The sequence below is a fragment of the Burkholderia perseverans genome, from assembly GCF_022870505.1.
In the GTDB taxonomy this organism is placed as follows: Bacteria; Pseudomonadota; Gammaproteobacteria; order Burkholderiales; family Burkholderiaceae; genus Burkholderia; species Burkholderia plantarii.
Genome location: NZ_CP045093.1, coordinates 3,353,459 through 3,376,707 on the forward strand (window position 1 = coordinate 3,353,459; position 23,249 = coordinate 3,376,707).

At 68.0% G+C, this 23,249-nt stretch carries 20 protein-coding genes; 9 read left to right on the forward strand and 11 right to left on the reverse strand.

Annotated features, from left to right (window positions below; genetic code table 11):
- Positions 1–155 precede the first annotated feature (155 nt).
- Positions 156–773 carry an N-acyl amino acid synthase FeeM domain-containing protein gene (locus tag BpN12_RS14025; RefSeq protein ID WP_246793172.1) on the reverse strand — a complete coding sequence of 206 codons (618 nt, stop codon included), beginning with the start codon at positions 771–773 and terminating at the stop codon, positions 156–158.
- Positions 774–1,447: 674 nt separating this feature from the next.
- Positions 1,448–2,296 (reverse strand): ureidoglycolate lyase, encoded by an 849-nt coding sequence (locus BpN12_RS14030; protein WP_246793173.1) that lies wholly within the window; start codon positions 2,294–2,296, stop codon positions 1,448–1,450.
- Positions 2,297–2,716: 420 nt separating this feature from the next.
- On the opposite strand from BpN12_RS14030, the gene BpN12_RS14035 reads away from it, so the two are divergent.
- The 3 genes from BpN12_RS14035 (at position 2,717) to BpN12_RS14045 (ending at position 4,386) form a co-directional block, all read left to right on the forward strand.
- A complete protein-coding gene (locus BpN12_RS14035) occupies positions 2,717–3,541 on the forward strand; it encodes an IclR family transcriptional regulator (RefSeq protein ID WP_246793174.1) in 825 nt (274 codons plus the stop codon).
- A 59-nt stretch (positions 3,542–3,600) separates the two neighbouring features.
- Positions 3,601–3,747 carry a hypothetical protein gene (locus tag BpN12_RS14040; RefSeq protein ID WP_246793175.1) on the forward strand — a complete coding sequence of 49 codons (147 nt, stop codon included), beginning with the start codon at positions 3,601–3,603 and terminating at the stop codon, positions 3,745–3,747.
- A gap of 87 nt (positions 3,748–3,834) precedes the next feature.
- Complete coding sequence (locus BpN12_RS14045) at positions 3,835–4,386, forward strand: hypothetical protein (protein WP_042629110.1); 552 nt, start codon at positions 3,835–3,837, stop codon at positions 4,384–4,386.
- Positions 4,387–4,853: 467 nt separating this feature from the next.
- Here BpN12_RS14045 and BpN12_RS14050 read toward each other — a convergent pair whose 3' ends face one another.
- The 4 genes from BpN12_RS14050 to BpN12_RS14065 form a co-directional block, all read right to left on the reverse strand.
- Complete coding sequence (locus BpN12_RS14050; RefSeq protein WP_246794722.1) at positions 4,854–7,244, reverse strand: bifunctional acetate--CoA ligase family protein/GNAT family N-acetyltransferase; 2,391 nt, start codon at positions 7,242–7,244, stop codon at positions 4,854–4,856.
- A gap of 603 nt (positions 7,245–7,847) precedes the next feature.
- Positions 7,848–8,138 (reverse strand): H-NS histone family protein, encoded by a 291-nt coding sequence (locus tag BpN12_RS14055; RefSeq protein ID WP_246793176.1) that lies wholly within the window; start codon positions 8,136–8,138, stop codon positions 7,848–7,850.
- A 102-nt stretch (positions 8,139–8,240) separates the two neighbouring features.
- A complete protein-coding gene (locus BpN12_RS14060) occupies positions 8,241–8,528 on the reverse strand; it encodes a hypothetical protein (RefSeq protein WP_246793177.1) in 288 nt (95 codons plus the stop codon).
- A gap of 546 nt (positions 8,529–9,074) precedes the next feature.
- A complete protein-coding gene (locus BpN12_RS14065) occupies positions 9,075–10,631 on the reverse strand; it encodes a sigma-54 interaction domain-containing protein (RefSeq protein ID WP_280529121.1) in 1,557 nt (518 codons plus the stop codon).
- 371 nt (positions 10,632–11,002) lie between these two features.
- Between BpN12_RS14065 and BpN12_RS14070 the strand changes: the two genes are divergently transcribed.
- The 3 genes from BpN12_RS14070 to BpN12_RS14080 all read left to right on the forward strand — a co-directional run bounded on the left by BpN12_RS14070 (position 11,003) and on the right by BpN12_RS14080 (position 14,144).
- The gene (locus BpN12_RS14070) at positions 11,003–12,406 is read left to right on the forward strand and encodes a GntP family permease (protein WP_246793178.1); all 1,404 of its coding nucleotides are present in this window, start codon (positions 11,003–11,005) and stop codon (positions 12,404–12,406) included.
- A gap of 305 nt (positions 12,407–12,711) precedes the next feature.
- Positions 12,712–12,981, forward strand: a complete 270-nt coding sequence (locus BpN12_RS14075) for a hypothetical protein (protein ID WP_042629114.1) — start codon at positions 12,712–12,714, stop codon at positions 12,979–12,981.
- Positions 12,982–13,154: 173 nt separating this feature from the next.
- A complete protein-coding gene (locus tag BpN12_RS14080) occupies positions 13,155–14,144 on the forward strand; it encodes a DedA family protein/thiosulfate sulfurtransferase GlpE (protein WP_246793179.1) in 990 nt (329 codons plus the stop codon).
- Positions 14,145–14,278: 134 nt separating this feature from the next.
- Here BpN12_RS14080 and BpN12_RS14085 read toward each other — a convergent pair whose 3' ends face one another.
- Positions 14,279–15,727 (reverse strand): OprD family outer membrane porin, encoded by a 1,449-nt coding sequence (locus BpN12_RS14085; RefSeq protein ID WP_246793180.1) that lies wholly within the window; start codon positions 15,725–15,727, stop codon positions 14,279–14,281.
- Positions 15,728–16,026: 299 nt separating this feature from the next.
- Entirely contained in the window at positions 16,027–16,608 is a 582-nt protein-coding gene (locus BpN12_RS14090) for a cupin domain-containing protein (protein WP_246794724.1), read from the reverse strand.
- 647 nt (positions 16,609–17,255) lie between these two features.
- On the opposite strand from BpN12_RS14090, the gene BpN12_RS14095 reads away from it, so the two are divergent.
- Together BpN12_RS14095 and BpN12_RS14100 are read left to right on the forward strand one after the other, a co-directional pair.
- A complete protein-coding gene (locus tag BpN12_RS14095) occupies positions 17,256–18,779 on the forward strand; it encodes a peptide MFS transporter (protein ID WP_246793181.1) in 1,524 nt (507 codons plus the stop codon).
- Between the two features lie 102 nt (positions 18,780–18,881).
- Complete coding sequence (locus BpN12_RS14100; protein WP_246793182.1) at positions 18,882–19,088, forward strand: hypothetical protein; 207 nt, start codon at positions 18,882–18,884, stop codon at positions 19,086–19,088.
- Between the two features lie 138 nt (positions 19,089–19,226).
- Here BpN12_RS14100 and BpN12_RS14105 read toward each other — a convergent pair whose 3' ends face one another.
- The 3 genes from BpN12_RS14105 to BpN12_RS14115 form a co-directional block, all read right to left on the reverse strand.
- Entirely contained in the window at positions 19,227–20,345 is a 1,119-nt protein-coding gene (locus BpN12_RS14105) for an OpgC domain-containing protein (RefSeq protein ID WP_246793183.1), read from the reverse strand.
- Positions 20,346–20,823: 478 nt separating this feature from the next.
- Entirely contained in the window at positions 20,824–21,720 is an 897-nt protein-coding gene (gene rarD, locus BpN12_RS14110; protein WP_246793184.1) for an EamA family transporter RarD, read from the reverse strand.
- A gap of 13 nt (positions 21,721–21,733) precedes the next feature.
- On the reverse strand, positions 21,734–22,030 hold the full coding sequence (locus tag BpN12_RS14115; RefSeq protein WP_198256400.1) for an acylphosphatase: 297 nt from the start codon (positions 22,028–22,030) through the stop codon (positions 21,734–21,736).
- 171 nt (positions 22,031–22,201) lie between these two features.
- Here BpN12_RS14115 and hpnA point away from each other — a divergent pair, with 171 nt between their 5' ends.
- Positions 22,202–23,212 carry a hopanoid-associated sugar epimerase gene (hpnA, locus tag BpN12_RS14120; protein ID WP_246793185.1) on the forward strand — a complete coding sequence of 337 codons (1,011 nt, stop codon included), beginning with the start codon at positions 22,202–22,204 and terminating at the stop codon, positions 23,210–23,212.
- Positions 23,213–23,249: the final 37 nt, after the last annotated feature.

Below are 23,249 nucleotides of genomic sequence, written 5' to 3' on the forward strand. Positions count from 1 at the left end.
TAATGGCCTTGCTCCCGATTCGCTGTTATTAATTCTCATCAGGAAGTAATGCAATTTGATCAACGCTTCCGGCTTGATGACCGGAAGCCCGCGACGGGCGCCGCGGCGGCCCGCAATCAGCCTCCTCGCGGCGCCCGCCCCGCCTGTCGTGCGGATCAGGAGGGGCGCGGGGTAACGTCGATGTCCGGATGCTGCGTCTCGAACATGCAGCCGTAGAGCGGATGCTGGACTTCGGCCCAGCGGCGCTGGGCCGAGGCCACGCGCTTGGCCATCAGGCGGTGCGCCTGGCCGTCGAGATGCGTCATCGGAAAGGTTTCGTGCGCGCCGTGGACGTCGTCGAACAGCATCGCCTCGAAATCGCGGTCGAGCGGCGCACGCGCGGCGATCACGACCCAGTCGATCGCGGCCGCCCGGCAGTAGGTCAGGAGCGCCTTGCAGAGCGCCACCTTCACGGCGCGGCCCATCAGGCCGTCGCGCACCGCGAGCTGGGTCGCCTCGGCGAGCCGGCAGCCCGCCATCTCCGGCGGCAGCGCCACCGACGCCTCGAGCGGCAGCGGCCCGTGCGCATTGCTCTGGATGCGCATCGTGCCGACCGGCTCGTGATCGAGCCGCGACTGCGCCAGCAGGACCACCGCGTCGCGGCCACGGTCGCCGGCCTCGGCACGGATCGTGAAAGGCAGCCGCTCGCTGCGCGACGGCAGTTCGGCGGGCGGGGTGAGCGGATTCGCGAGCAGCGATTCGTCTACGAGAAACGACGGATTGGCGCGATCCATGGTGAACTCCGTGGCATGACTTGCGAGTAAAAAGGAACGTCGCGTGAAATATCCTCGATCAGGTCGATCGCGGCTGCCACCCGAATCCCACGGCCATGGTGAATCGGAATGCCACGAAAACCCCCAATAATCGGGATAAGGGATTTTTTAATGAGGAGCTCGATTCTTCACACTACAATGTGCCACACGTCAAAGTAGGGATCGTTCGGCGCCGCAACGACCTCATGCGGGCCTCCCGCGCCATGCATGGCGGGGGCTCGCGGCGCGGTCCGCAGACGATTCTACGCGGTTTCGGATGGTTTTCGCATGACCACGCCGCGCGCAAAAATCGATTTCCGCTTGTTTCCAATATCCGGACAAAATCCCGCTCTTTTATCGCTTTGTTGCCGATAAACCTGATATTTTCTACAGGATGCCTATTTCATGCCGGAGAAATATGGCAATGCCGGTGGAGCACCGGAAGCGGGATGATCACGGCGCGGCGACGAGTGCCGGGCGGGTCGTGCCATTGTTTCGTGGTCTCGCTATCCCGTGGTTCGGGGAGCGGGGAAATCGGGCGCACGCGGTCGGTGCGCGCCGCTGTCTCGCCGCTGTCCGGCGACTGTCCCCGGCCGCGATGACGGCCGGGGCGAAGCGGATCACGCGCGGCGCGCGGCGCCGCACGTGACGACGGCTCAGCCCGCCGCGCGCGTTTGCTGCCGCTGCTCGCCGAGGCCGGCGATGCCGAGCCGCACGGTCTGCCCCGGCTTCAGGTAGACGGGCGACGGCTTCACGCCCATGCCGACGCCGGGCGGCGTGCCGGTGGAGATCACGTCGCCGGGCTGCAGGCTCATGCAGCGCGACAGATAGGCGATCACCTTCGCCACGCTGAAGATCATCGTGCGCGTGTTGCCGTCCTGGTAGCGATGGCCGTCGACCTCGAGCCACAGATCGAGCTGCTGCGGGTCCGCGATCTCGTCGCGCGTGACGAGCCACGGGCCGATCGGGCCGAACGTGTCGAACCCCTTGCCCTTGTCCCACTGGCCGCCGCGCTCGATCTGCCATTCGCGCTCGGACACGTCGTTGATGACGCAATAGCCGGCCACGTAGTCGAGCGCGCTCGCCTCGTCCACATGCTTGCACTCGCGGCCGATCACGACGCCGAGCTCGACCTCCCAGTCGGTCTTCACCGAATCCCGCGGGATCTCGATGCCGTCGTCCGGCCCGCAGACGGCGCTGGTCCATTTCGCGAACACCACCGGCTCGGCCGGCACCGGCAGGCCCGATTCCGCCGCGTGATCGGCGTAGTTGAGACCGATGCAGACGAACTTGCCGATCCCGCCCACGCAGGCGCCGATCCGCGGCTCGCCCGGCACCAGCGGCAGCGAATCCGGATCGAGGCCGCGCAGCCGCGCGAGGCCGGTATCCGACAGCACCTCGCCGGCGACGTCGGCCACCACCGCCGACAGATCGCGAATCCGGCCCCGCGCATCGAGCAGGCCGGGCTTTTCCTGGCCCAGCGGGCCATAACGCAACAGCTTCATGACGAACTTCCCTCCGGTTGAATCGCATCGTGAAATCGGCGACGCCCGATTGTGCCTGCGCCAGCCCCGGCGCGGCGGCCCGCGGCCCGGCTGCATCGAATGTTGCCAAACGACAACAATCGATTTCGCACTGGACATTACGCGGGAGCCGGCCGCAAGCGCGTTTGCGATGACGCACCATTTTTTGGGACGAGCGCAAGCTCAGATCGGCTCACTATTTGATAAAAATGATGCTTACGTTCCACTCCTTTACGTTTACTTTCTCGAAATAAGCAGATCGACTGCTGCGCCAGTCAGTGCCAGCCGACGTTGCCGCAGGGTTTCGCTTATCGATGAACGCATCGGGCCGATGCGCAACTTCCAGAGCCACAACCGGGCACCGCATGCCGTGCGGGCGCCGGGCCATGCCAACACACTACGATGCAGAACCAATACGTCCCCTCCGCGCCATCCGAGGCCGCGCTGAACGACACCGAGGACGCCGGGCGCTATCGAGCGCCGGCGCTCGACAAAGGGCTCGACATTCTCGAGTTGCTCGCCGAGCAGAAAGAAGGTCTGACCCGCACCGAAATCACCAAACGGCTAGGCCGCAATGCCAGCGAGATCTACCGGATGCTCGAACGGCTGGTGGCGCGCCAGTACGTGACGCGGTCGTCGGGCGGCGACCGCTACACGCTGAGCCTCAAGCTGTTCGCGCTCGCGCACCGGCATCCACCGATGAGCCGGCTGATCGCCGAGGCGCTGCCGCCGATGCAGCGCTTCGCCGAGAACGCCGGGCAGTCGTGCCACCTGTCCGTCTACGACCGCGGCGACCTGCTCGTGATCGCCCAGGTCGACGATCCCGGCGCGTGGGGCATTTCGGTGCGGCTCGGCTCGCGCGTCGGCCTCGCCGACTCCGCGTCGGGACACCTGATGCTGGCGTTCCAGACGCCCGGCCAGCGCAGGCTGATGCTCGACGAACACGCGAAACTCGACAGCGCCGCGAGCTTCGACAACGACATGTTCGAGGCGGCCGTCTCCGACGTGCGGCAGCAAGGCGGGATTCGCCGGGAATCGCGGCGTGCCTTTGGTGTTACCGATATCGCCTTTCCCGTGCTGGGGCCGTCGGGACACGCGATCGCGGCACTCACCTGCCCTTACGTGCAACGCATCGATGCGCATGACGCGCCCTCGCCGTGCGCCGTGGCGGCGCTGCTGCAGCGCACGGCCGAGGGGCTGTCGATGGGGGGATTGCGGGCGGCCTAGCCGGACGGCCGCGGGCGCTTCATGCGGCCCGGCCGGGAGCCGGGCGGGAGGCCTGAAGGATGGCGAACGACGGCGAGCCGCGGCGCTGCGGCCGGCTCGCGGGCCGGCTGCACGCGGGCGCGGGCAAGATCTCCGTTAGTAGCGTCGCTGGCCGTGGCTGCGTCACCGCGCAGAGCGTGCCGGCGCATGCATTCGGCATGCCCTGATCACGCGTGCTGGCTCGCATCCGCGCGCGACGCTAAAATGGCGGCCCTTTCGCAAACCGGCGCCGCCGTCCGGACGGTGCCCGCACGATGACCCTCATGGCCAAACTTCTGACCGATCTCGAATTCCAGCGTTTCTCCGAACTTCAGCAGAAGCAGGCAAGCTTCACGATCACGCCCGAGGAGGCGGACGAGCTGCGCGACATCGTCGCCCGCGCGCAGAAGAAACGCGACGACCGCGCCGCCGCGATGCAGGCGATCGAAGCCTACATCTCGCAGTTCGACATTTCGCCGGACGAGCTGTTTTCCCCCGAGCAGATCGGCGACGCCGCGCGCACCTACGGCCTGATCTCGGCCAGCAAGAAGGAGCGCGTGCTGCCGCCGTCGATCACCTTCAACGGCAAGCCGTACCAGTGGACCAAGACGCTGCCCGACGACGTGCGCGCCGCCCTGTTCGAGGCGTTCACGACCGGCGAATCGGTCAAGCGCTTCATCGCGATGCCGAAGGACACCGCGCGTTGCGCGCTGACGATCGCGCGGCTCGAACGCGAGACGGGCGCCGTCTATGCCGAGGCGCTGCTCGAGGAACTCGCGCTGTCACGCGCGCAGATCGACGACGCGTCGAACAAGCTGGCTGTTTGAACCGGCTGGACGGGTGGCGGCTCGAGCTAGCCGCCCGAGCGGGTTGCTTGAGCGAGCAGCCCGGGTGGGTTGCCCGAGCGGGCTGACTACGCCGGAGCGTCGGGCGGTAGTTTGAGCAATCGTCCGAGTGCGCCAGCCCGCTGCCCGCGCAATCCGGACTCGCACCGGGCAGTCCCTACGATGTCGTCGCCCGGCATTACGGCGATTGGCGCTATCCGCCCGGGCCGCTCATCCGCACCGGCTCACCTCGAACGCTCACCGCGCGCCATGGCCTGCATTGGCGGCATCGATACGGCACCCACGCGTCGTATCGCACCGGAGCCGCGCGCGTACCTCCGCGCGCGGCTCCCGTAATCCCTCACCATCGATCCCGTATCGGCTCACCTTCGCGTCAATCGCCGCCGCGCGACTCGCCGGCCTCCGGAGAAGGCATGCGATATCCCCGCGTCTCAACGCGCCACCCGCGCTCACGCTTGCAGCTTCAAACGGAACCCGACGACACCGGGCTCCCCGGTCGAAGCAACGTCAAACCCCGACGCGCGCGCGAGGCCGATCATGGCGCCGTTCTCGCGCAGCGCCTCGCCGACCAGCCACTGCGTGCCGCGCGAGCGCGCATAGTCGATGATGCGCGCCATCAGCAGCCGCCCGAGGCCCTTGCCTTTTTGGTCCGCGCGAATCGCGATCGCGAACTCGGCCGTCTCGTTGTCGGGATCGGCCACGGCCCGCACGACACCAAGCGTCTGCCGCTTGCCTTCGTGATCGTCGACGGTCGCGATCAACGCCATCTCGCGGTCGTAGTCGATCTGCGTCATCCGCGCGACCTGTGAATGATCGAAGCTGCGGATCGCGCCGAAGAAGCGCATGCGCAGATCATCGGGCGTCATCGCACCGAGCAGCGCCGTATGCGCGGCCTCGTCCTCGGGCCGGATCGGCCGCACCGTCATCGTGGTGCCGTGCCAATCGACGTGCTGTTCCAGGCGCCGCGGATACGGCATGATCGCGAGCCGGCTGCGACCCGCCGCGAAGCGCAGGCGCGCATCGCGAACCACGACGCGGCGCGGCAACACGCGCAGCACCAGCGACAGCGAAACGAGCTCCCGCACCTCGCATACCGCCTGCGACAGCGCCGTCAGCACGTCGAGCAGCGGCTCGGGCGCCGCGCGTCGCGCGTAGGGCGAACGCCTCACGACCGCGCGCGCGAGCACGGTGTTGAACGGCGGCAGCCCGTACACGACGAGCGGCGCCGAGATGCCGTCCGCCGCCGGCACCGCGTAGCGGAACACCGGGCCGAAGTTCGGATCGTCGAACATCTCGACCGTCATCTCGACGATCACGCCGCCGCCCGCGTCGACCGGCTCGGCACTGCCCGGCTCCCCGGGCGTGAACGGCTGCAATCCGAAATGCGCGAGCCAGTCCGCCGCGCGCGTTCCATCGAAGCCGGTCGGCCCACGCGCGGCGGCCTCGCGCGCCTCGTCCTGCGCGCGCGTCACCGCGGCGGGCGGCTCGGGCGGCATGCCTTCCGGCGTCTGCATCAGCAGCTCGCGACCGTGCCGGTACTCCACGAGCCGCGCGTAGGCACGCGCGAGCCGCTGCGGCGTGGTATGCACGGGAATGCCCTGCGCATGCAGCGCGTCTCGCGTGGCCGCGTCGACGCCGCCGAAGAAGCAGGCCACGACACGATGCGATGAAGCGCGCTTCGCCTCGATCAGCTCGCGCGCCACCGCCTCGACCGGTGCGTTGTGGGACGTTGCGTGGACAACGAACAGCGTACCGGTGCCGCCGAGCTTGCCGAGCGCGCGCACGACGGCGCCGAAACCTTCGGGCCGCACGTCGTCGCCGAGCAGCAGCGGATTGCCGGCCTCGATGCCGGGCGGCAGCGGCAGCACGGTGGCCAGCGCGGCGGTGGCCGCCGGCGGCCACGGCGCGAGCGTCATGTCGCCGGCGGCGGCGAGCGCATCGACGGCGAGCCTCGCGACGCCCGCATCGCTGGTGACGACGGTGACCGCGTCGCTCGCCGTGATGCGCCCGACGCCGAGCGTTTCGATCTCGTCGAGCAGATCGTCGAGCGTGTCGACGCGCACCATGCCGGCCTGCTGGAACGCCGCCGTGTACAACGCGTCGCCGGCCTCGGCGCGGCCGGTGTGCAGCGCCAGCACCGGCTTGTTGCGCGCCGCCGCGCGTGCGGCCGACATGAACTTGCGCGCCGACCTGATGCTGTCGAGTTCGAGCAGGATCGCGCGCGTGGAGGGATCGCTCGCGAGGTAGTCGAGCACGTCGCCCGCATCGACGTCGGCCTCGTCGCCGAGCGCGACCGCATGCGAGAAACCGAGCCCGCGCGCCTGCGCCCAGCCGAGCGCGGCATTCGTCAGCGCGTTCGACTGCGAGACCCAGGCGACGCCGCCCGCGCTCACGCGACAGGCCGGCGCGCCAAAATGCGCGTTCAGGCGCGGCGTCACGACACCGAGGCTGCCCGGCCCGACGATGCGCAGCAGGTACGGCTTCGCCGCTTCGAGCGCGCGCTCGACCGAGGCGCGCTCGCCGGCCGTGCGCGCCTCGCCGACGAGGATCGCGCAGCGCGCGCCCAATTCGCCGAGCTGGCGGATGATGCCGGGCCAGGTGGCGGGCGGCGTGCAGACGACCGCCACCGACGGCGGCTGCGGCAGCCGCGCCACGCGCGCGAACACCGGGTGTCCGGTCAGTTCGTCGTACTTGGGATTGACGGGCCAGGTCGGCCCGGCAAATCCGCCGTCCAGCACGCGTGCCCAGACGATCGCGCCAAGGCTGCCCGCGCGCCGGGACGCGCCGACCACGGCCACGGATTTCGGCTGAAACAACGCATCGAGATTACGGACGGTCACGGCGGGCTCCTTCGGCATGACGCGTGGAACGCGACAATGAGCCGTAGGATAGGGGAACACCCCAGGCCTGCCTATAGGCCAAACGGCCAGGTGTTCAGCTACGTCAATGCACACGAGGATGAAGGCGCGTTGCAGGGTGCCGGACGCACGGCCCATGGTGTTCGCGGATGCCGCCGGCCCGCGTCGCCGGCCTGCCGCATGATCCGTCGGCGCGTAAAGGTGAGCAGTTTCGGGAGTCGAGGTAAAGGATGACGGGAGCAAAGGTGAGTGAATTCGGGAGGTGCGCACTGCATGTGCCGCCGCCTCACCCCAATCGGTCGAAAACGGTTTGGCGCGGCGTATCAACCAACGAGTCGAAAGCGGCGCCACTTTGCATTGAATCACGACGATATCGCGCGGACGTTCATGATATGTCGTGCGTTCGCCGTGTATTTACCGTGAATTCACGGCGCTTTCGCAGTTTGACGCAATCGGGAAACAAAATGAGTAAATTGTTTCACAAGGAGAGAAACTGGCCGGGACACGGGAAAAACAAAACGGTGCGAACGACTCGAAGTCGATTCGCACCGTTCCATAAGGCGCCAAAGGTGAGTCTTTTCGGGATCAGTCCTTGATCAGGAAGCGGTTCCGGTTCTTGCCAAGCCAGGCCGGCGCGCGGCCCCGGCCGCTCCAGGTTTCGCCGGTCTTCGAATTCAGATATTTCGGAGGTAGCGGCTTTTTGGGCTTCGCTGCGGCAGCGGTGCTCCGGAAACCAAGCTCTTCGGGCGTGATGTCGTATTCCGCAATTTTTGCCTTGATATCGGCGATTGCGTCCGAGATGGCCTTTTCTCGCTCCTTGTCGATTTTTTGCTGCAGCTTTTCGAGCTGGACGGTCAGTTGCCTGTAGGTCGCCATATCGAATCCGACTCCGTGATTGGTTATTTGGACAGTATAGAAATCAATTTACACAGGGTTCGTGTTTTTTCGCATTGCGCGCCGGGCCGTCAACGCCGTCGCTCAATGGGCGGCGCCGACACGGCATGCGAAGAGCAGGGTGCGGGTGCCGCTCTCGACCGACTGGCGAATCGTGTCGAAATTGCCGTCGCAAATGCCGCGGGCATTTTGCAGGCAGGTGTCCCATGGGCCGGCTTCGGGACATTGGACTTGCGCGGTCGAGCGGCCGTCGGGGGTAAACAGCGGGGCACCGCCGCCGCATCCCGCGAGACTCGCGAGCAAAGCGATCGACAATGCCAGTTGCACGGCGGGCTTGCGTGGCGAGGGCAGCTTCGCCAATCGATGTTTCATGGGCGGTTTCCAGTCAATCTACTTTTGGGACGACGCGAGTATGCCATGCCGCAACGGTCGAAAGTCAATTCAAAGTAGCACGAACGCAATCATGCGCGCGATATGTCGCCAGTCGCAAAGATCGTTGCCGCGTCGCGATATGGATTGCGGCCCGCGCGAGCATTTTCGAGATTACAACGCGGCAAACGAATGACATGCGAATCAATGACGAATCCGCAAGCCGCCCACGCTTTCTTTCTTGACGATTTCACGCCGCGGCGGGTCACGCGTCGCGTGCGGGAGCGCGCCGCAAGTTCGCATCGGCGAACCTGCCGTCGGCCGGCGGGCGGCCCGCACCGCAACGGTGTCGGCCGGATTCGGCAGTTCACCGAACGGTTCGCCGCGCGCCGCGTTCCGGCGCCGGCGCCAGAAACGCGGGCATGGCGCACAAGCCAATATCGTTATCGGCATTCATCGGAATTTTTATTAATCGACAGACCGATCGGCATCGGGCCGATTTTCATTTCGGCACTCGCGCATTCCGATTCGCGATTGACGCCGCATTCGTCATGTCACGAGTCCGAGCGCCGCGATCTTTTTGTAAAACGTGGCGCGGCCGATGCCGATCCGCGCGGCGGCTTCCGTGACGCGTCCGTTGCAGGCCACGAGCGCGTCGCTCAAAAAGCCGCGCTCCCACTCGGCGAACGCGTCCGCATACGAAACCGTTGCAGTTGCAACAAATTCGCCGCCCGCATCCGGCACCGTATCCGGCGCCGCGTGCGGACGAGGCGCACCCGGGTTCGCCGGCGCGGCGGCCGTGCCGGCCACCATGCCCGCCGCGCCGGTCCGGTCGGCCGCCGCGACAGCGGCAGACACGGCGGCAGGCGCAACGGACAGCGCAACGAACGGCGCGAGCGCGGCCGCGTCGATCACGGCGCTGTCCGACAGCATCAGCGCGCGCTCGAGCGTGTTGCGCAGCTCGCGCACGTTGCCCGGCCAGCGGTGCATGGCGAGCAACTGCAAGGCGTCCGGCGTCAGCGTGCATTGCGCCGCGCGGCCGTGCTGCGCGGCCAGCTCCTCGAGCGTGGCATAGACCAGCGCCTCGAGGTCGGAACTGCGATCGCGCAGCGGCGGCAGGTTCAGCACCAGCACGTTCAGGCGGTAGTAGAGATCGGCGCGGAAGCGTCCGGTCGCGACCAGCGCCGGCAGGTCGGCCGAGGTCGCCGCGATGATCCGCACGTCCGCGCGCACGATGCGGTTCGAGCCCAACGGCTCGAATTCCTTGTCCTGCAGCACGCGCAGCAGCTTGCCCTGCAACGGCAGCGGCATGTCGCCGATCTCGTCGAGCAGCAGCGTGCCGCCGTCGGCCAGCTCGAACTTGCCGACGCGCCCCTTGCGATCGGCACCGGTGTAGGCGCCGGGCGCCGCGCCGAAGAACTCGGTTTCGAGCAGCGCGTCGGGAATCGCGGCCACGTTGACCGTCACGAGCGGCTTCGAGGCGCGCGCGGAAGCCGCGTGGATCGCATGCGCGAGCAGTTCCTTGCCGGTACCGGTTTCACCGAGCAGCAGCACCGGCGCGTCCACCAGCGCCGCGCGCCGCGCCTGCCGTTTCGTTTCGAGGCTGGCCGCGCTGGTGCCGACGAAACTCGCGAACGTGTATTTGGGCCGGCGCGCCTGCGCGAGCGAGCGCTGCGCGGCGAGCAGTTCCTGCTGAACCTGCAGGTAGCGCGCGAACAGCGGCGTGAGCGTCTTCAGTTCGTCGAACAGCGCGAAGCCGATCGCGCCCACCGTCTCGCCGTGCTCGTCGACGAGCGGCAGGCGCGTGACGACGAGCGGTTCGCGCCCGGTCTCCATGATGTCGAGCAGGATCGGCCGCCCGCTGGCCACCACGTCGCGCATCAGGCTGTGCGGAATCACGGCTTCGCAGTCGAGGCCGATCGCCTGCTGCGGATCGGCGAAGCCGAAACGCGCCGCATAGCGCCGGTTGATCCAGACCACGCGCGCGTCGCGATCGACGATCAGCGTGCCGGCGCTCGAATGCTCGAAGGTGCGGAACAGCGACTCGGCCGCGCGGGCCAGGACGTCGCCGTAACCGGCCGGCAGGTTCGCCCAGTCGTTCATCATGATGTCGTTGTCTCCGGGTATCGTCGGGTCATTGGAATCGTCTCCCGACCGGGACGGATTATCTCATTCGCTGGACTTGCGCCGGAATGGCGTTATCGTGCGCCCGGCAAAGGATTCCGGCTGGTGCCGTCGCGCGGGCCCTATCGCCGGGCATCATCGAATGGCGCCGAACATCGTTTATCGTCTCAAAATCGGGACACTGCCAGTAGAATCGATCGCGGCAGTACCCGCGGTGCGCACGGCGGCCGCCTCGCCGTCAGGCGGCTAGTACACTGGCACGGAACCTGCAATACCCGGGCGCGCCACGGCGCGGGCCACTTGCATGGCGCGGCCCGGCCGCCGCGAAGAAATCAAACAATCAGGAGACTCACTTGTCATTCATCATCGTCCTCGCCGCGCTGGCGTTTCTGATGTTCGCCGCCTATCGCGGCTACAGCGTGATCCTGTTCGCGCCGGTCGCCGCGCTCGGCGCGGTGCTGCTGACCGATCCCGCCGCCGTCGCGCCCGTCTTCTCCGGCATCTTCATGGACAAGATGGTCGGCTTCGTCAAACTGTATTTCCCGGTGTTCCTGCTCGGCGCCGTGTTCGGCAAGGTGATCGAACTGTCCGGCTTCTCGGAGTCAATCGTCGCCGCCGCGATCCGCTACATCGGCCGCTCGCGCGCGAACGCGGTGATCGTCGCGGTCTGCGCGCTGCTCACCTATGGCGGCGTGTCGCTGTTCGTGGTCGTGTTCGCGGTCTATCCGTTCGCGGCCGAACTCTATCGCCAGAGCAACATCCCGAAGCGGCTGATGCCGGGTGCGATCGCGCTCGGCGCGTTCTCGTTCACGATGGACTCGCTGCCGGGCACGCCGCAGATCCAGAACATCATCCCGACCACGTTCTTCAAGACGACGGCCTGGGCCGCGCCGGCGCTCGGCACGATCGGCTCGGTGTTCATCATCGTGGTGGGCCTGACCTACCTCGAATGGCGCCGCCGCGCGGCGATGGCGACCGGCGAGGGCTACGGCACCTCGCTCGTCAACGAGCCGGAGCGCGTCGAGACGCAGACGCTGCCGAACCCGGTACTCGCGGTCGCGCCGCTGCTGCTGGTGGGCGTGGCGAACTTCGTGATGACGAAATGGATTCCGCAGTGGTACGGCGGCGCCACCTACACGGTGCCGCCCGAGGTGCTGCCCGGCCTGCACGCGCCCGTCACCACGCCGATCAAGACGGTGGTGGCGATCTGGTCGGTGGAGGCCGCGCTGCTGCTCGGCATCCTGCTGGTGGTGATCACCGCGTTCCCGCGCGTGAGCACGCGCTTCGCGAGCGGCACCAAGACCGCCGTCGGCGGCGCGCTGCTGGCGGCGATGAACACCGCGTCCGAGTACGGTTTCGGCGGCGTGATCGCGGCGCTGCCGGGCTTCCTGGTGGTGAGCGACGCGCTCAAGAGCATCCCGAACCCGCTCGTCAACGCCGCCGTGTCGGTCAGCGCGCTGGCCGGCATCACCGGCTCGGCCTCGGGCGGCATGAGCATCGCGCTGGCCGCGATGTCGGACGTGTTCATCAAGGGCGCCGAAGCCGCGCACATCCCGATGGAAGTGCTGCACCGCGTGGTCGCGATGGCCAGCGGCGGCATGGACACGCTGCCCCACAACGGCGCGGTGATCACGCTGCTCGCGGTCACGGGTCTCACGCATCGCCAGTCGTATCGCGACGTGTTCGCGGTCACGGTGATCAAGACGCTCGCAGTGTTCTTCGTGATCGCCGTTTATTACGTTACCGGACTGGTTTGAAACGCTGGCGGACGCGCGCCCGGTTCGTCGGGCGCCGTCCACCGCTGCCAGCCGTCATGCCCGTCTCCGGCGGCGGACGCGGGCGGCTGGCGGCAGCTACCGCGCGCGCTCGATCCGCCTCGATTTTCCGTGCCGCGCGGCGCCCCGCCGGTGCCGCCCCATCGCCCGATATGTCATACCAGCCGGGCATCCCGCGCTGCCACGGAATTCGAAATTCTCGTTGCGATTGGCCGGTTCGCGTTACACTGCAACAGAGCAGTTCGCAGCACGACATCTTCCATTGACACGACACGAGGACTTGTTCGATGCGCACTACCGGTGCTTCCGGGGCGATGACCCTGCTGACCGAATTGGATACGGCCGACGGCCGCGAGCTACGCTCGCTGCGGCTCGAAGCCACCGATGACGGTAAAAGCGTGCTGCTGATCGAGGTCGACGAGCGCAAGCCCGGCATCCATCGCGAGGTGCGTTACGAGATCACGCCGGCGGAACTGATCGCCGCGATCCGCTCGCACGGCGCCGAATTGCCCGGCGAATCGCACGGCGCGGCCACGTTCGCCCGCACGCCTTCCTGAGTTGTCTCGCCCAACGGTGAGCGTTCGCCTCCCGCATCGCTCACCGCCCGCCTTCCCGCTCTCCCCCCTGCCGGTTCAGCCGACTCTCCATTGACTTGAAAATGGTCGATAATCGGCCCATCTGATTCGCTCCCGCCGTTTTCGCCGCCGTTTTTGCGTATCGCCCATCGACCATGCTGCATGACCTCATCGCCCGATACGGACCGTTGATCGTGTTCGCCAACGTGCTGGCCGCCGCGCTCGGCTTGCCCGTGCCGGCGATGCCGACGCTCGTCCTGTTCGGCGCGATGGCCACCCTGCATCCCGACATGATCGGCATGCAGCTGGTGCCGGTGCTGCTGCTGTCGGTGGTGGCGGCGCTGATCGGCGACTCGGCCTGGTACGTGGCGGGGCGCCGTTTCGGCGGCAAGACGCTGAAAACGATCTGCCGGCTGTCGCTATCGCGCGACAGTTGCGTGAAAAAAACCGAGCAGTTCTTCGGTCGCTGGGGCGTGCGCGTGCTCGCGATCGCGCGCTTCGTGCCGGGGCTATCGCTGGTGTCGGTGCCGATGGCCGGCGCGCTCGGCACGCGCTATCGCACCTTCATCGGCTACGACGCGCTTGGCGCGCTGCTGTGGGCCGCCGCCGGGCTGCTGATCGGGCTCGTGTTCGCCGAGCAGATCGACTGGCTGTTCGCAGGCGCGAGCCAGCTCGGCCACGTCGCGCTGGTCGCCATCGTGCTGCTGCTCGCGCTTTATGCAAGCGTGCGCTGGATGCGCCGCCGTGCGCTGCTGCGCCAGCTGGCCCACGCGCGCATCGGCGTCGACGAACTCGACCAGCTGCTGCACGCCGAGGCGGCGCGACTGCCCGTCGTGATCGACGTGCGGACCGTCGAGCATCGGCGGCTCGATCCGTTCTCGATTCCCGGCGCGCTGTTCGCCGACGAGCGGCACGTGCGCGACCTGGCCGCCCGCTATCCGCTGTCGCAGAAGTTCGTGATCTATTGCTCGTGCCCGAACGAGGTATCGGCGGCGCTGATGGCGCGACGGCTGTCGGACGCCGGCTTCACCGACGCGCTCGCGCTGCGCGGCGGCCTCGACGCGTGGCGCGACACCGGCCGGCAGCTGACCGGCGTCGTGCTGGTCGAGCCGGTCCCGGCCGCGCCGGCGCCGAAGACGGCCTGAGCACGACAACCTGACCATCAGAGCCCGGGGGCGACGGCCCGGGCATTCCGCTGCGGCCGCAATCTTTACAGCCGGTCTGGCACTGCGCCGCCACCCGCCATTGGCGAACCACCGCGCATCGCGCCCACCATCGCTCAGAACACCGTCACCGGCAGATTGACCACCAGCCGGTATTCCTGGTTCGTGCTGTCCGAGTAGTGCGCCGAGCCCACGTGCCACATCGCGATGAACGTGATCCTGGTGTCCTTGAAGCGCCCGCTCTGGATCGTGTACGAAGGGATGAAGCCGAACTCGTGGTGGCGCCCCTGCACCGGCAGGCCGTCCTTCCAGTAGATGCCCGCATGCGTCGGGTCCTGTGCCGCGCCCACCGAGCCGTCGGCGCCCCACCCCGTCAGCGCCCAGACCATCGCCTTGAAGCCGGGCAGGCCGCCGTCCTTGCCGTAGAACGTGTAGCGCAGCTGCAGCGATTTTTCGTGCGGCGCGTTGTAGTCGACGTCCATCGAATCGACGAGGAAGATGCCGTTCGTTTCGGCCAGGTAATCGAAGAACTGGTTGCCGAGCACCTGCTGGTAGCCGAGCAGCAGTTCGTGCGGCCCGTGCTGGGCGGCGAGCGACAGGCTGTAGGCGTTGTTGTCGATGCCGCCCTGCCGCGCGTCGCCGGTGTCGTGCGTCGAATACACGTTGCCGAAGCCGCTCCACTTGATGCCGGCGGGCGCGCCGAAGCTCTGCCGCACCGACGCGTAATACTGGTTCCAGACGTTCTCGGCCTGGTTCGCGTAGAGCGCCACCGTGCCGCCCGGCATGTAGTCCCAGGTGCCGCCGGCGTAGGTCAGCCGGTCGATGCGCGTGCCGCCGTATTGCGAGGTGAGGCCGATCAGCGTCGTGCGTCCGCGCGCGTCGGTCTTGGTGAAGCTGCCGGCCTCGAGCATCACGTTGCGGAACTCGTTGCTGACGATCGTCGCGCCGAGGAACGTCGGCGGCAGCGAACGGTTGTCGTGCGGTTCCATGAACGGGTTGTCGACGATCTGCAGGCCGTATTTGATCACCGTGTTCGAGATCCGCGCCTTCACGTCGTAGAGGCCGGGATAGGCCCACGCGAGCTGGTTCGAGCCGCCGCCGTCGGCGACGTGCACCATGTTGCCGCCGCCGGCGCCGCCGTCGAGCTTCAGCGCCGCGTATACCGACGCGTCCACGCCGAAGCCGATCAGCCCGGTCGTGTAGCCCGACTCGAAGTTCGCCATCAGCGCCTGGATCCATGAGTGGCGATGCGGGCCGCCCTTGGCGTCGAGCGCGTCCGCGTAGTTGCGGAACATCAATTCGAAGTGGCTGTCGCGAATGAAGCCTTGCGACTTCGCCTGGCTCGACAGGTCCTGGTTCGGCGTGGGCGAGGGCGCCTGGTTCGCCTCGGCGTCGATCACGGCGTTCGGCGTGGTGGCCGGCTGCGAGACGGCGGCGGGAGCGCGGGGCGCATCCGGCGGCTCGTCGGCGAAGGCCGGCGCGGCCGCCATGCCGGCCAGCATCGGCAGGCTATACGCGAAGCGCAGCGCAAGCGATGCGCGCGACAGGTTTCTGGTCTGGATCATCGACACGTTCTCTCTCTCTGATTGGCGTGCGCCATGCGGCGTGCGCGTCACGCGCCCCACCGCCGCGACGCGGACACGGCCGCGCGCGAGCGATCCCCGCGTGGCCTCGGAGCCCACGCGCAGGACAGGATGAAAACGGAAGGGGGAAGCGCGGCGCAGCGCACGGGATGGCGGCTGCGTTGTTGTCGTTATGGCTTGGGGATCGGAGGCGGTCCGTGGGCGCTACCGTTCATGTTAGTTATCCTGAATTGTCTCCGTATGAACCACCCGTTGCATGCAACGGCGGGCAGCCCGATTTTCTAGAACAGGCGCGGCGTGCCGACCCAGACCACCACCGATTCACGCTTGGCGGTGTTGACCCAGCTATGCGGCGTGGTCGACAAGTAATGCGCGCTGTCACCGGCCTGCACGACGAACGTCTTGCCTTCCAGCGTCAGCGAAACTTCCCCTTCGATCACGTACAGGAATTCCTCTCCCGCATGCGTGGTCACTTCCGAACGCTTCTGTCCCGGCGGCATGCGCACGAGGATCGCCTCGAGCTGCCGCCCGGCCGACACGTTGGTCAGCCGTGCGAACAGATTGGCCGAATCGGCAAAACTGAAGAAACGCAACTGCTCGCCCCGACACACCGAACGCTCCTCGCTCGGCGTCTCGACGAAATACTGCACGTTCACGCCGAGCGCCTGGGCGATGCCGGCCAGCGAAGTGATCGACGGCGATGCCAGCCCGCGTTCGACCTGCGACAGGAACGGCTTGGAAATGCCCGCGGCACTCGCGGTTTCATCAAGCGTTCGCTTGAGCCGCTGCCGCAGCGCACGAATCTTGCCGCCCAGCTCAACCGCCGCGTTGCGGGGCTGCGTATTTTCAGTGGAAGCAACCATAACAGGCCGGGATCTTGTCGTCAAAAAAAGTTTGATGGAAAGTAACGAAGTTTGATTGATATGCCGTAATCTTCGTCTTCGTGGCCGGTAACTGCAACGCGGCCCGCGCTCCGGCGCACCGTCGAACTGCTTGTGGCAACGCGTAATCTTGCCAGACTCGACACGGAAATTTGTGCCCGATTCATGGCGCGTTGCAACGAGCCGCCCCGGTGGCGGCGGGTTCAGGTCACCGGTTGCGGGATTACCCGAAGCAACGGACGGGCGTCGCGGCGTAATTCACGCGACGGCCCGGCGGCGCGCGACGAACTCGCGCCCGGTCCGTCGTCATGCCCGGCGCGCGCGGCCCACCGGCTGCTGCCTGCTCCCCTCGTTCACGCGTCCCTATCCGGTCGCCCTTGCTGGTCGTATGACATGAAAGCTGCCGTTCCCCTGCCGCGCGCGCCGCGTGATCGTGCCGCCGCGGCCCACTCCGCAGACCGCGCCGCGTGCGCCCCGCGCCGGCGCCGCCGTCATCACGCAAGCACCGCCCCGCCTTCCGCTCCCCGCCTTCCCGCACGCTGACGCGCCATCCGCGACGGCGCACGATTCCAGACCGGCCGCCTCCGTCCCTCGCGCCGCGGCCCCTCACCCAACAATCGAGGAAAACAATGTCAGACTCAACTCCGGTATCCCAGACCCGCTCGTTCGCGACGGTGTTCCTGATCGAAATGTGGGAGCGCTTCGGCTATTACGGCATGGTCGCGCTGATGGTGCTGTTCATGGTCGAGAAGCTCGGCTTCGACGACAGCTACGCGAACCTGACCTGGGGCGCGTTCGTCGCGTTGATCTACGCGTCGCCGGCGATCGGCGGCTGGATCGGCGACCACGTGCTCGGCACGCGGCGCACCATGATCGTCGGCGCGGTAGTGCTGGCCGCGGGCTATCTGATGCTCGCGCTGCCGAACGACAACCTGCAGTTCCTCTACGCCTCGCTCGGCGTGATGGTGGTGGGCAACGGCCTGTTCAAGGCCAACGCCGCGAACCTCGTGCGCCGCATCTACGAAGGCGACGACGCGCGCCTCGACAGCGCGTTCACGATCTACTACATGGCGGTCAACGTCGGCTCGACCGTGTCGATGCTGGTCACGCCGTGGATCAAGGACCGCTGGGGCTGGCACCCGGCGTTCGCGGTCTGCTGCGCGGGCATGGCGCTCGGCATCCTCAACTACCTGCTGATGCACCGCACGCTTGCCCGGGTCGGCTCGCGTCCCGACGACGCGCCGGTGCGCTGGGGCCGCGCCGCGGGCGTGGTGGCGGGCGGCATCGCGCTCGGCGTCGCCACCATGTTCCTGCTCGGCCACAAGGCGCTCGCGGTGGCGGCAGTGTGGACGGCCGGCGTGATCGCGCTCGCGATCTTCGTCTACATGATCGCGAAGGTGGACCGCGCCGAGCGCTCCGGGCTGATCGCGGCGCTGGTGCTGATCGCGCAAGTGATCCTGTTCTTCATCTTCTACCAGCAGATGTCGACCTCGCTCACGCTGTTCGCGTTCCGCAACGTCGATCCGGGCTTCACGCTGTTCGGCACCACGCTGTTCACCTGGAGCGCGGGCCAGTTCCAGGCGCTCAATCCGATCTGGATCATGCTGCTGAGCCCGCTGCTGGTGCTGATCTACAACGGCCTCGCGAACCGCGGCATCAACGTGCCGGTGGCGGTCAAGTACGCGCTCGGCTTCGCCGTGGTGGCGGCCGGCTTCTTCGTGTTCGCCGCGAGCGGGCGCTTCGCGGTGGACGGGCGCGTCTCGTCGTGGTTCATGGTGGGCGGCTACGGCCTCTACTCGCTCGGCGAGCTGCTGGTGAGCGGCCTCGGCCTCGCGATGATCGCGCGCTACGTGCCGGCGCGCATGAGCGGCTTCATGATGGGCGCCTACTTCGTCGCGACCGGGATTTCGCAGTATCTGGGCAGCGTGGTCGCGAACCTCGCGCAGATGCCGTCGCACGACCTGCCCGCCACCGCCTCGCTGCCGCTCTACGTCCACCTGTTCACGATGCTCGGCTGGGTGGCCGTGGCCGGCACCATCGTGTCGTGCCTGCTGCTGCCGCTGATGAGCCGGCTCTCGCGCGCGCACCACGAGAGCGTGAACGCCGTGCGCGGCGACGCCAACGGCCTGCAGGCCAGCGCCGCGGCTCAGTGAAATCCCTCGGCGCGCGGCGCGCGCGCCACATTCGGCCGGCGAAGCGCGCACGCGCGTCCTACACTGAAGGCAACCCGAGGTCGGGTCATGCCGGAGAGCGAGATGAACAAGAGGACGATGCGGCTGGTGCGCCAGCTGGCCGACATCCGCCGCGCGCAGCATTGCACCGCGCTACGCGCGGCACGCCAGGCGGCCGAGGCCGATGCCGAACTCGCGCGCGCCGCCGACGAGCCGGATGCGGCCGACGAGAGCGGCGACGAACACGACGACACGCCCGCCACGGGCTCCCGTATCCGCTCACCTTCGTAGCTCGCGCGCGGCGCGGGCTGCGTGACTCTCGCGACGTTGCCGCTACGTCCGAGGTCCGGTCACGACCGCGCGTCATCAAAACAAACGGCGCGCCTCACGCGCGCCGTCCGTTCGTTCCCCGGCATGCCGCCCGCGGCGCTAGGCCGGCGCGCGCCGCAGCCGCGCCCACCAGCCGCCCGAACTGGCCAGCATCAGCAGGCCGCCGACCGCGATCGTGTCGGCCGCGAGCCCGATCTCGATCGGCGAGAAGTGCGGGCTCATCGAGGCGCGATGCAGCAGCGAATCGAGCGTCAGCGAGATCGCCGTACCCACCACGTAGCAGACCAGCCCGCGCTGCCCGACGGCCACCACCGGCTGCACCGCGCGCGCGACCCGGCCGACCCAGCCGTGCCGCATCAGGTCCGCCATCAGCCACGCGATCGCGACGAAGCTGACGATGCGCGGCCATGCGAGGTCGCGCTTGAGCACGCCCTCGGGCAGCGGCAGCCCCGAGAACAGCTTGTAGTAGGCGCAGATCGCCACGATGCCGAGCGCGATGCCGGTCAGCACGGCGCCGTGCGGGCGCGACGCGACGCTGCGATAGATCGGCTGGCAGCGCGCCAGCGCGCCGAGCACGAACATCAGCTGCCACGCGAACGGGTTGAAGCTCCACTTGAACGAGGGCGTGTCGAGCAGCTGCGCGCCGAGCCAGCCCGAGGCGAGCCACGAGGCGATGCTCGCCGCGAACAGCCACGCCGGATGCCGGCGCGCGAGCGGCACGATGGCCGGCGTCGCGAGCGCGAACAGCACGTACATCGGCAGCACCGAGGCGAGATAGGGCTGGCGCTGGAACGTCAGCACCTCGACCAGGCCCGTGAGCGGCGTGGCCAGCATCACGCTGACGTCGTCGAGCGCCATGTTCGGCGAATCGATGCCGTAGTGGTCGAGCACGGCCGAGACCACCAGCATCAGCGTGGTGGTGGCGAGGAACGCGCGATAGATCTGCACCGCGCGGCGCATGAAGCGGCGCCGCGCGGCGTCGGCGCCATGCCGCTCGGACATCGCGACGAACGCACTCGCCGCCGCGAAGCCGCCGAGGAACACGAACACCTCGGCCGCGTCGCAAAGCGCGAACGCATGCAGCGTGATCTTCGAGACGATGCTGCCGCCGATGTGATCGACCACGATCATCAGCAGCACGATCCCGCGAAAGAAGTCGATTTCGATCAGACGGCCGGAACGCGGCGGCGCCGATGCGCGCGCGTTCGTTACCGCCATGATGACGCTCCGTGAGAGTGCAGCGACGGGGGTTGCGGTTGGTGCCACGGTTGACGCCGCAGTTCACGCGCAAATGGCGCGACGACCGGACGAGAAACGCGGGAGCAAGCGACGGGGAATACCGGAAACGCGAGCCGCACGGCGATACACGTATGCCTGTATCGCGCGCGCCGAAACGCTGAAGCGAGGACTGGACCGTTCATCTGGAAGCCGCATACGGAAGTTCGACGGTCCGGAAAGTCTAATCGCCGCTAAGGACATACCCTAAGTAACAAAGTGCAACCAATTCTTCCGATCGATGACTGACGGCCTTGTCAGGCAACGGTCAGCGCGTCGTCGGCGGACCGACCACGCACTGACAGGATGGATCGGATAACGAAATGATTCGCGCGGCGCGCATGGAACTTGCAGGGCTTGATGACGGGGCTTTCAAGACACGCCGCGCCCACATTGCGGGACGCGGCGCAGGCGAAGGCATTCAGGCGCGCACGCGGCGCATCAGCAGGTAGCTGTGCCATGCCGTCAGCGCGACGGCGATCCAGATCGGGCCGTAGGTGCCGAGCTGCTGCATGCTCAGCGATTCGCCGAGCAGCAGCACGGCGGCCGCCACGATCAGCACCGGCTCGACGTAGCCGAGGATGCCGAACAGCGCCATCGGCAGCATCCGGCTCGCCTTCAGATAGCAGCCGAGCGCGAGCGTGCTGAGCACGCCGAGCCCCGGCAGCCACAGCGCCCAGAGCACCGGGTGGCCCGTCACCGGCGTGCCAATCGCCGCGAGCGTGAGGAGCGCCACCGGCAGCAGCGCGATCATCTCGACCGCGAACAGCGTGAGCGGCTCGACGTCGATGCGACGGCGCAGCATGAAGTACGGCGGATAACCGAGCGCGACCACCAGCGTCGGCCACGCAAACGCGCGCGTGACCCACACCTCGTGCGCCACGCCGGCCGCCGCGCAGGCGATCGCGCACCACTGCAGCAGCGACAGCGACTCGTGATAGATGAAGCGGCCGACCAGCACCATCGTCAGCGGCAGCAGGAAATAGCCGAGCGACACCTCGAGCATGCGGCCGTGCAGCGGCGCCCACAGGAACAGCCACAGCTGCACGCCGAGCATGGCGGTGCCGGCGCCGACCGCGAGCGCGAGGCGGCGCGTGCCGCACACGCGCCGCACGAAGCCGACCAGCTCGCCGAAGCGGCCGCGCATCGCCACCAGCAGCAGCGCGCCCGGCAGCGTCCAGACGATGCGCCACGCGAAGATGTCGAGGCTGGTGAGCGGCGCGAGCAGCTTCACGTAGACCGACAGCAGCGCAAACAGCATGGACGCGGCAACCGACAGCGTGACGCCGCGCTGCGCCTCCGGGTGATCGTGAATCATCCGCCGCGTCGCCTCAATGTTGCTGGAAGCGCTCGAAGCGCTTGTCGGTCTGCCGCTCCTCGAATTCGACTTCGCTCACGCGCGCGGCCGGCGGCCCGTGCCGCAGCCAGGCCAGCATGCGGTCGATCTGCGGCGCCGGGCCCTGAATCATCGCCTCGACGGAACCGTCCTCGAGATTGGCCACCCAGCCGCGCAGCTTCAGCGCGTGCGCCTCGCGCACGGTCGCGTGCCGGAAGCCCACGCCCTGCACGACGCCGCGCACGCGCACGTAGATCGTTTCGATCCGCTCGTCGAGATCCTTGCCGCTCATTTCCATCCCCATCCGGTTGCCTCAGAGCCCCGCATTGTAGTCGGCCCGCCTGCCCCGCGCCGCGCGGCGCAACGCGCGCGGGCACCGCGAGCGACGCCGGCTGCACGTACAATCGCGCATCACGCACAACCGCCGCGCGCCCGAGCTGCGCGCGCGGCCCCGAGGAATGGCATGACAGATACACAACGCGATCTCGTACTCGTCACCGGCGCGTCCGGCTTCGTCGGCTCCGCCGTGGCACGCATCGCGCAGGCGCAGGGCTATGCGGTGCGCGTGCTGGTGCGCGCCACGAGCCCGCGCACCAACGTCGCCGGCCTCGACGCGGAGGTCGTCACCGGCGACATGCGCGACGAGGCGTCGATGCGCCAGGCACTGCGCGGCGTGCGCTACCTGTTGCACGTGGCCGCCGACTACCGGCTCTGGGCGCCCGATCCGCGCGAGATCGAGCGCGCCAACCTGGAAGGCGCCGTCGCCACGATGCGCGCGGCGCTCGCCGAGGGCGTCGAGCGCATCGTCTATACCAGCAGCGTCGCCACGCTGAAGGTGACCAGCTCCGGCGACTCGACCGACGAAACCTCGCCGCTCGCCGCCGGGCAGGCGATCGGCGTCTACAAGCGCAGCAAGGTGCTGGCCGAGCGCGCCGTGGAGCGCATGATCGCCGAGGACGGCCTGCCTGCCGTGATCGTCAACCCGTCCACGCCGATCGGCCCGCGCGACGTGAAGCCGACGCCGACCGGGCGGATCATCGTCGAGGCCGCCACCGGCAAGATTCCCGCGTTCGTCGACACGGGCCTGAACCTGGTCCACGTCGATGACGTCGCGCACGGCCATTTCCTCGCGCTCGAGAAAGGCCGCATCGGCGAGCGCTACATCCTCGGCGGCGAGAACCTGCCGCTGCAGCAGATGCTGGCCGACATCGCCGCGCTCACGAACCGCAAGCCGCCCACCATCGCGCTGCCGCGCTGGCCGCTCTATCCGCTCGCGGTCGCGGCCGAGGCGGTGGCGAAGTTCACGAAGCGCGAGCCGTTCGTGACCGTCGACGGGCTGAAGATGTCGAAGAACAAGATGTACTTCACGTCGGCGAAGGCCGAGCGCGAACTGGGCTACCGCGCGCGGCCCTACCGCGACGGCCTGCGCGACGCGCTCGACTGGTTCCGCGAGGCGGGTTATCTGACGCGCTGAACGGACGGCGCGGGCGGATGGCGGGCGTGGTCATGCT